At 42.0% G+C, this 7,427-nt stretch carries 4 protein-coding genes and 1 pseudogene; 2 read left to right on the top strand and 3 right to left on the bottom strand.

Features of this window, described 5'->3' with window-relative positions; all coding sequences use genetic code 11:
- Positions 1-137 precede the first annotated feature (137 nt).
- The 3 genes and pseudogenes from FTU37_RS15935 to FTU37_RS15945 form a co-directional block, all read right to left on the bottom strand.
- Positions 138-530 (bottom strand): annotated as a pseudogene (locus FTU37_RS15935) (YgcG family protein); the annotation flags it as partial.
- 92 nt (positions 531-622) lie between these two features.
- Positions 623-1,348 (bottom strand): folate-binding protein YgfZ, encoded by a 726-nt coding sequence (locus FTU37_RS15940; RefSeq protein WP_257225412.1) that lies wholly within the window; start codon positions 1,346-1,348, stop codon positions 623-625.
- A 117-nt stretch (positions 1,349-1,465) separates the two neighbouring features.
- On the bottom strand, positions 1,466-3,565 hold the full coding sequence (locus FTU37_RS15945) for a multicopper oxidase family protein (protein ID WP_180124652.1): 2,100 nt from the start codon (positions 3,563-3,565) through the stop codon (positions 1,466-1,468).
- Positions 3,566-4,156: 591 nt separating this feature from the next.
- On the opposite strand from FTU37_RS15945, the gene acnD reads away from it, so the two are divergent.
- Both acnD and FTU37_RS15955 read left to right on the top strand, forming a co-directional pair.
- Positions 4,157-6,775, top strand: coding sequence for a Fe/S-dependent 2-methylisocitrate dehydratase AcnD (gene acnD, locus FTU37_RS15950; RefSeq protein WP_180124653.1), 2,619 nt, complete (start codon positions 4,157-4,159; stop codon positions 6,773-6,775).
- Between the two features lie 73 nt (positions 6,776-6,848).
- Positions 6,849-7,379, top strand: a complete 531-nt coding sequence (locus FTU37_RS15955) for a hypothetical protein (RefSeq protein WP_180124654.1) — start codon at positions 6,849-6,851, stop codon at positions 7,377-7,379.
- Positions 7,380-7,427: the final 48 nt, after the last annotated feature.

A 7,427-nucleotide genomic window follows, 5' to 3' on the forward strand; every position in this document is an offset into this window, starting at 1 on the left:
TGTTCAAATGGCGATTCAGCGTTTAATTGGTTTTGGGAAAAAAGAAGAGTTTAAGGAAATTTTGGCAATTTTAAGAAAGCAGAATCCTGATAGGATAAGGGTTCTGTGAAATTTGTCGTGTACAGAGCTATATCAGTTAAATCTCCCTCTAAACCATAACCTACCTCGAACCGTATTTTACGATCATCTTTTGCAACCAAAAGTAGTAAGCCGTTATCGAGCTTTTCATTGCCAATTTTAAGTTTATTGAATATCTCAAGTGCATATTGATCAATAGCTTTTCCATTGGTCGAGGGAATCATCAAAATTTTAAAGTCGACATGCTTTTGCTGATAAAGCTGCTCGTTTTGCTTTTTTAACTGGGCAATTTCATCGCGGGAAAGCGAGTTGGTTTGATCGACCACATTGCTATTTTTTAGCTCTTCCAATACCGTTGAATTTATCTCGGCATAAATATTTGGCGATATAAAACAACTGAAGAGAATGAGGCAATTCAATAAGAAAAAGCGAAATGGAAAAGGGATAAGCATTTTTATAAATCTTTATAGTTTGTTGTAATTTTAAATAGTAATCAGAATAAGAGCCAAACAGCTTTTGTAATTTGGCTCTTATTTTAAAATGATTATACAGGACGCGCCACATCACCATTCAATGCTTCAGGCAAGGCTAAAACTGTCACATCTAACTCTTCTAAAGCTTCTGGGCGTGCCACAACTAAAGCTACATAACCATTTTCTACAGCCGCGCTATTGACCACTTGTACGCCTTTATTCAGCTGTTCGCCTTGTGCAGGAGCAGTGCCTGTACCTGAAATCGCATGCAACCAAGCTTTCGGTTTGGCTTTAAACCATAAACGTGCAATCACTTCCTGACCCAAATAACAACCTTTGTCATAGTGGACGCCTTCACGCTGATGTAGACGTAACTCTTGAGGTTGGAACACATGTTCAATCGCTTGGTCAATATAGGCCTGACCCGCTTGAATCGCTTGAATTTCCCAAGCTGCAACATCCGTCGGTTCCGAAGCAAATGTCGTTTTATCACCGACTAAACTCGGAAAAACTGCACCAGTTTCTTCAAGTTTCATTTTAGAAAATGCACCAAATTTTTTAATATGTTTGGCAAATTCTTCGGCTTGATCTGCCGTAGTGACAATAGAAAAACTTTCAGCACTGTGTTTGGTGAGCCATAAACCAAAGTGAATACGGCCTTTGAGGTCGCAGATTGCAGTATAACGTGTTGCATTTTCTTCAAGGCGTTCAACATGCAAAGTGACTTGCCCTTGTAGAAATTTTTGTGCATCGACACCGTTGAGAGAAAAAGATGTGAATGCCATAGACGTTGTCATGACCAGCCTCAGTATAAATTTTAGATATCATTAATCATGTTATTTTGCAGCAAGCCGCAGTGTTAGGCAAACAAAAAGCCCATATTGATATGGGCTTTTGTACAGCAGAGATTAGTCTTAGTGATTGTGTGTCGGCATATCGCTTGCAGTCATATCTATAGTGGAATGATGTGAAGGCGGTTCACTATTACAATCATATTGGTCGCCACAAATACGCACGGTTTCCATCATGCCTTGATCTTCATGGTCTAAAATATGGCAGTGCAGCACGAAGTCGCCTTCAAATTTTTCGTACTTGCTGCGTACAAAGATTTTATAGCCCTGTTTAACAAAGAGCGTATCTTTCCAAACGCCTTTCATTCCATGATATTGCGAGTCAATATTTCCCGCACCATCTTTATCTGAGCTGCCGATGGCACTGACATCGACACCATTTTCATTCAATATTTTCACGACTTGGAATGGATTGACATGGATATGGAAGGGATGACTGGCAACATTACTGCTCAACTCCCACTCTTGGGTTTGCCCGATTGGAAGCTTGCGGACATAGCTGTGGTGGGTATGGTCTTCATCGTGGTAGGCGTCACCAAAGCTGATCAAGGTGCCTTCTTCGGCATGACGAATACCAAATTTAAAGCTGCCATCTGTATTGAACAGAATGTCAAAGTTGGTGATTTGCTTCGCCATCGTTTTGAGCATTTCATCGACTTCAGCAGTCATTAAACTCGCATGCGAAATAAAGGCTGATAAATCACCCTGTTCGAGCTGTGCAATCACTTCTGGTGCCAGTTTCAGTTGGGTTGCCTGACTTTTTAAGAAGTTATACGGTGTTTGCTGTGGTAGTTGGGTTGCTTGCACATTGACCCAACCGAGGAGCTGCGTATTGAGTTTTTCTTCCGGTGCGCGACGAAGTAGCGGACTTGATTCAGGCGCATTAATTTCATCTTCTAGATTCAGCTTGGCATCGTATACACAGTATTTATTGGTGGTCGGGAAAGAGAGCATGGCATCAAAACGATAACCCGGTTGAAAAATTTCAACCCCTTGCTTTTGGATTTTCCCCATGGTTAAGCCGTCTTGTGCAAGGGTATACAACGGTAATGTTTTCAGCGTTTTAAACTGTGAAGACATCGACTTACTTTGATATTTTTGACATTCGCTAAGGGTTTGCTCTGCGGTAAAGAGCGCAGAATCAGGCAGTTCTTTGATGGTCAAACCAATGGTGTCACGGATACCGCCATGAATCATACGCCAGCGGTGGTATTGGTTCTGATCCACCTTAATTTCACCAAACATTTTGCCATTGATACTGGTGAAACGATTTTCATCTGCCCATGAGGTCGGTATATCGAGTTTTGAATAATCTTCTAAGCTATAGATACAGGGTGTACCATTCACTTGGCTTAAATTGCTGTCGCAATCTTCATTGTATTGAATCTGCTGGAATAGCATGATTTTTTCATGGTCATACTGCTGGGTTTTTTGATTTTTCCATAAGATGTCCAAATCTCCAGTCTGCTGAATTTGCCCCTGATGAATGACAGGTTTCCGCTCGCCCTCAATAATCAAAGGGCCAGCCATGCCACTTGAGACCTGAATCGCGGTTGAACCATGCACATGCGAGTGATACCAAAATGTTCCCGCAGGATGATTCGGTTCGATCTTAAATTCGTAATGAAAATCTTGCTGAGGTTTTAAGCTCAAAAATACGTTGTCACTATTTCCTTGCGGGCTAACCCAAAGACCATGTGTATGTAAATTTGTGGTGTTAAAACAGTTCCCTTGGTTAATATTGGTCACTGGACTTGGACAGGTCTCCGTCGATTCAACAGGGAGGTGATTGACCAGATGAATTTTTAAATTGTCACCTTGTTTCGCACGAATTTGTGGGCCGACCAACACATCAGAAACACTGCCATCGCTATTTTTCGAGTTCCAGAGTTCAGGTTTAGTCAGATAGCCTCTGACTTGTAATAGGTCATTTTCACCGGTTTCAGGGTCGTATAAGGCTTGGCGTTTATAGGCAATTAGCAGTTCATGCTCACCTTGTGCATTGGCTTTCAAACGGGGTGGATTCGTGACGACAGTCGGTGAGTCTACTTCCTCTTCTTGAATCGTCGAATCCGTTGTCGATTGGTCGTTGTCGCCACAGGCAATGAAGCTGAGACAGCTTAAGAGGCAGCCAGCCCCAATGATGGTTTTAAATTTTGTCATGATCTTTCCCCAAAGCATAATGACGGTAGAACAGTAATCGCAGATTTATTTAGCTAAGGTTTTGTAAATATTGTGATTATTTTGGCGAGTACAGCGAATTACTGTGCTTGTATGTCGTGCTTTTATTATCTGAGAGAGGGGTGATTCGACGCTATCCCTGCAAATAGGGATAAATTGAGAATTAAGATAAAATAAATAATAAAACCGTGTTTTGATTCACATTATGACTTTGAGGCGCAATGAGCTAATAAAATAATTTAATGCCTTGATTATTAAATACTAAAATTGATAAGACTGATTTTTAATCAATTTGGTTGATATTTAGATTAAATATTATGCAGTGCAATTTTCCTTAGACTAAAGAATGAGGCGGATTTGCAGCTATTTTTCAAAAAAAATCACATTTAGAGCGAATATTCCAAAGTTAGTGTAACTAAATATTTCAAAAACCCCTGTTTTTATATTTAACTCTATGAAATATATGAGATTTGGGAAATGGGTTTTCGGCAGTGTAGTATGCCTATCGAACAAAGATGAATTGTCTATGAAAAAGACAACGCAAAAAAATGAAAGACCGAGGGCAGGAACGCTATGAACAACAACTACCGTAAACCGCTGCAAGGCACCCAGCTAGAATACTTCGATGTACGCCAAGCCGTAGAAGATATTCAGCCAGGCGCATACGCAAAACTCCCATATACATCTAAAGTCCTTGCAGAGCAGTTGGTTCGTAAATGCGACCCTGCAATCTTAGAACAGTCTTTAAAAGAACTGATTAACCGTAAACAAGACCACGATTTCCCTTGGTACCCTGCACGTGTGGTGTGCCATGACATCTTAGGTCAAACGGCATTGGTCGACCTTGCAGGCTTGCGTGATGCGATTGCTGACCAAGGTGGCGATCCGTCAAAAGTCAATCCTGTTGTTCCAACGCAGCTCATCGTTGACCATTCTCTTGCTGTAGAGTTTGGTGGTTTTGACCCAGACGCTTTTGAGAAAAACCGCGCGATTGAAGACCGTCGTAACGAAGACCGTTTCCATTTTATTGAATGGACCAAGACAGCATTTGAAAATGTCGATGTGATCCCTGCGGGCAACGGTATCATGCATCAAATCAACTTGGAGAAAATGTCTCCAGTGATTCAAAACCGTGATGGTTTAGCTTTCCCTGATACTTGCGTGGGTACAGACTCACATACGCCGCATACTGATGCATTGGGTGTGATTTCTGTCGGTGTCGGCGGTCTAGAAGCTGAAAACGTCATGCTCGGCCGTGCATCTTGGATGCGTCTGCCAGACATCATTGGTGTAGAACTTGTCGGTCAGCGTCAAGCGGGCATTACCGCAACTGACATCGTGTTAGCACTTACTGAATTCTTGCGTAAAGAACGTGTAGTCGGTGCTTATTTAGAGTTCTTCGGTGAAGGTGCTGACAGCATGTCAGTGGGTGACCGTGCAACGATCTCGAACATGACCCCTGAATATGGCGCAACGGCAGCGATGTTCTACATCGACCAAAACACCATTGATTACCTGACTTTGACAGGCCGTGAAGCGGATCAAGTGAAATTGGTTGAAGGCTATGCCAAAGAAATCGGTCTTTGGGCGTCTGATATGACCGCTGCGGAATACCCGCGTGTACTGCGTTTTGATTTGTCGAAAGTAACCCGTAACATTGCAGGTCCATCGAACCCGCATGCGCGTGTATCGACGGCTGACTTAAAAGCCAAAGGCATTGCAGGAAACTTAGAAGCAGCACGTGCGCAAGAAGCAGAAGGTTTAATGCCAGATGGCGCGGTGATTATTGCTGCCATTACCTCTTGTACCAATACCTCTAACCCCCGTAATACCGTTGCGGCAGGTTTGTTGGCACGTAAAGCAAATGAATTAGGTTTAGTGCGTAAACCTTGGGTGAAATCATCATTTGCACCGGGTTCTAAAGCAGCCGCTTTATACCTAGAAGAAGCAGGTGTACTCGGTGATTTAGAAAAACTCGGCTTTGGTATCGTGGCATATGCATGTACCACGTGTAATGGTATGTCAGGTGCTTTAGATCCAAAAATCCAACAAGAAATTATTGATCGTGATTTGTACGCAACTGCGGTACTTTCAGGTAACCGTAACTTCGATGGTCGTATCCATCCTTATGCAAAACAAGCGTTCTTGGCTTCGCCTCCACTCGTTGTGGCGTATGCCATTGCAGGGACGATTCGTTTTGATATCGAAACCGATTCACTGGGCAATGACAAAGATGGTAATCCAATTTACTTAAAAGACATTTGGCCGTCTGATGCTGAAATTGATGCATTGGTGAAAAAAGCGGTGAAGCCTGAACAGTTTAAGAAAGTGTATATCCCAATGTTTGATCTGGGTGAGCGTGAAAAAGCGGCAAGCCCGTTATACGACTGGCGTCCGCAAAGTACTTATATCCGCCGTCCGCCGTATTGGGAAGGGGCTTTGGCTGCACCGCGTACACTTGCGAATATGCGTCCGCTTGCGATTCTGCCTGACAACATCACCACAGACCATTTATCGCCTTCAAATGCGATCATGATGGATTCGGCTGCGGGTGAGTACCTGCATAAAATGGGCGTGCCTGAAGAAGACTTTAACTCATACGCAACCCACCGTGGTGACCATTTGACTGCACAGCGTGCGACATTTGCCAACCCGAAATTGTTTAATGAAATGGTGGTTCGCTCTGACGGTACGATCAAGCAAGGTTCAAAAGCGCGTGTAGAGCCTGAAGGCGAAGTGATGCGTATGTGGGAAGCAATTGAAACTTACATGAACCGTAAGCAACCGCTGATCATTATTGCAGGTAAGGACTACGGTCAGGGTTCGAGCCGTGACTGGGCTGCCAAAGGTGTGCGCCTTGCAGGTGTAGAAGTGATTGTGGCGGAAGGTTTTGAGCGTATTCACCGTACCAACTTGGTGGGTATGGGCGTGTTACCGCTTGAGTTTAAAGCAGGGACAGACCGTAAAACTTTGAAGCTGGATGGTACTGAGCTTTATAGCGTGATTGGTAATATTGCACCGCGTTCTGACCTGACTTTGGTGGTTGAGCGTTCAACTGCTGATGGTAAAAATGAAATCATTAAAGTGCCTGTGACTTGCCGTTTGGATACCGAAGAAGAAGTGCATGTGTATGAAGCGGGTGGTGTGTTACAACGCTTTGCACAGGATTTCTTGGAAGGGAATGTGGCTTAAGACTTTAAGCTGAAATAATTGATATTGTTTAAAAAAAGCCCTACTTTAGAGTGGGGTTTTTAAATTCGAGGATATGATGAAACCAGAATTGCATGATGAGTTGTTAAAAGCAATTGAGGAGCTAAAACAATTAACCTCAACAATTAGTCTAGAAGCTTTAATAAATTTTATAAGTATGAGACAGTTTGAATTTAATCATGGAAAATCTACAACACTTAGTTCACCCTTTCAACAAGGTACTTACTTATTAGGTTTAGCTGCATCACAGGAAGAACCACCAAATCCTACTGAATTTAATGATCATTTAGATAAAAAAATTAGTAAATTATTAAATCGAATTTTTAGTTTTTATACCCTTAATTATTTTGATGTAGACAAAAATAATGAAAATGATAGACATACTAAGTTAGTGGTAATGTCTGCTTTTATTCACTATTTTTTTACAAGTAAAACATTAAATTCTCATCAGATTAAAGAGTGGATACTCTTTTGGTTCAAAGATTGCTCAACAATTCTGCAAGAAAATTCTCTGTACACGACAAATTTCACAGAACCCTTATCCTATCAGGATTCTGCTTTCTTAAAATTGCCAAAATTTCCTTAAACTCTTCTTTTTTCCCAAAACCAATTAAACGCTGAATCGCCATTTGAA

This window comes from Acinetobacter sp. YH12097, from assembly GCF_013419225.1.
Lineage (GTDB): Bacteria > Pseudomonadota > Gammaproteobacteria > Pseudomonadales > Moraxellaceae > Acinetobacter > Acinetobacter amyesii.

Excerpts from the sequence above, each read along its gene's own strand:
- FTU37_RS15940 (WP_257225412.1), bottom strand. The coding sequence starts at position 1,348 with ATGACAACGTCTATGGCATTCACATCTTTTTCTCTCAACGGTGTCGAT.
- FTU37_RS15945 (WP_180124652.1), bottom strand. The coding sequence starts at position 3,565 with ATGACAAAATTTAAAACCATCATTGGGGCTGGCTGCCTCTTAAGCTGT.
- acnD (WP_180124653.1), top strand. The coding sequence starts at position 4,157 with ATGAACAACAACTACCGTAAACCGCTGCAAGGCACCCAGCTAGAATAC.
- FTU37_RS15955 (WP_180124654.1), top strand. The coding sequence starts at position 6,849 with ATGATGAAACCAGAATTGCATGATGAGTTGTTAAAAGCAATTGAGGAG.